General features: G+C 58.9%; 1 protein-coding gene. It reads right to left on the reverse strand.

The annotated features are described in order from the left end of the window. On the reverse strand, positions 1 to 1,770 hold a 1,770-nt coding region (locus VGK48_08705; protein HEY2381250.1), incomplete at both ends, for a transglutaminase family protein.

Here is a 1,770-nt window from a genome sequence, read left to right on the forward strand (position 1 = left end):
TTTCGCCGTGTCCTCAATCGCCGTGACCAAGTCCAAATAATCGGCAAGATACTCGACCGGCGGCATGAAAACGAACAGCTTTCCGTCGCGCGGTTCAATGCACAAAGCCGGCCGCGCCACCCAGGCTGCCGATTCCTCCTCTTCAGGCGGTTTTGCTTTGTCTTCCGGCGGCTCCGGGTTATCGATCGCAGGCGGCGCCGTGAAGAGATCGGGCCGGTGTTCCGGCTTGGTCGCGAGTTCCTCGCGCTTCGCGAACGGATCCGGATCGTACGTGTAATGCACGTCTTCAGGCTTGGTCCATGGCAGGGATTCGAGCGGCAGCCTGTATCCGAGCGCGGAATCTCCGGCAATGGCAAACATCCGTTCCGATACCAGAAACCAGGGCTGGCTGGTCCAGCGCGGAACCCCTGCCCTTGTCGGGATGCGGCGCAAGGGAAGTACGCAGCCTACCTGCTTTCCTAATCCTTGCTCGAATACGCGGGCCAGGCGCCTTCGTTCGCCTGCGTCTTCCAATTTCGAATTGAGCGCGCTGACATTGACCGGAAGCCGCTGCTCCTTCCAAAGAAAATAGAGGACATCTTCATAGACATCGATGATGAACGATGCGCTCACCTGCAGGCGCCGCGTGAGAACGTCGAGAAACTTGCGTGCGTGTTCGACGGTATATCCATAGTCCTGATTGGCGTCGGCCAACAGACTTGCGTCTTCCCAGACGGGGACGCCATCTTTTCGCCAATAGCAGCCGAATGCCCAGCGGGGAAGGGGCTCGCCCGGATACCATTTGCCTTGTCCGAAGTGCAGTAGGCTATGGGGCGCGAACCGGTCCCTCAGCTTGCTTAACAACTGTGTGGCGCGTCGTCGTTTGAGCGGCCCTGCGACCTCGGTTTTCCATTCTGTTGCTTCGGCTTCATCGGTCGCGACGAATGTCGGTTCCCCGCCCATAGTGAGGCGCACATCTTTGCTATTCAGATCGGCGTCCACCAGATCGCCCAGCGCATCGATCTCTCGCCATTGTGAATCCGAGTAGGGTTTGGTGACACGCGGCGATTCGAAAATCCGCCGCACCGACATTTCATGATGAAATTCCGTCTTGCAGGGCTCGATCATCCCGGAGATGGGAGCGGCGCTGGTCGGATCAGGCGTGCAAGCAAGCGGAATATGGCCCTCGCCCGCAAATAACCCGGACGTCGGATCGAGTCCGATCCAGCCGGCTCCGGGCAAATATGCTTCGGCCCAGGCGTGCAGATCCGTAAAATCGGCGCTTGCGCCCCCAGCGGCAGTATTGTCTGCCTTGAGCTGAATCAAATATCCCGATACGAAGCGCGCTGCAATTCCCGAATGGCGAAGAACCTGCGCCAGCAGCCAGGCCGAATCGCGGCACGATCCGGTTCCGAGCTTCAGGGTTTGTTCGCAACTCTGGATGCCGGGCTCCATGCGAATCACATAACCGATCGCATCGTGTAAGCGTTGGTTGAGCGCGACCAGGAAATTGATTGTGGATGTCTGGCTTCGCGGTACGTTGGCCAAAAAAGTGGAAAGACCGCGTCCGGCCGGCTCCGTCTCGAGAAAGGGACGGAGCTCGCGAGCGAGCGCGGCCTCGTACAGGAACGGCGAGTTTTCCGCGGAGGGCTCGAGGAAAAAGTCGAACGGGTTGTAGATCGCCATCTCCGCGACCAAATCCACTTCTACGGAAAACTCCTTCGTCGGCTCTGGGAAGACCAGGCGTGCCAGGTAATTGCCCTGGGGATCTTGCTGCCAATTGATGAAGTG

It is taken from the genome of Terriglobia bacterium (assembly GCA_036496425.1).
Classification (GTDB): domain Bacteria; phylum Acidobacteriota; class Terriglobia; order 20CM-2-55-15; family 20CM-2-55-15; genus 20CM-2-55-15.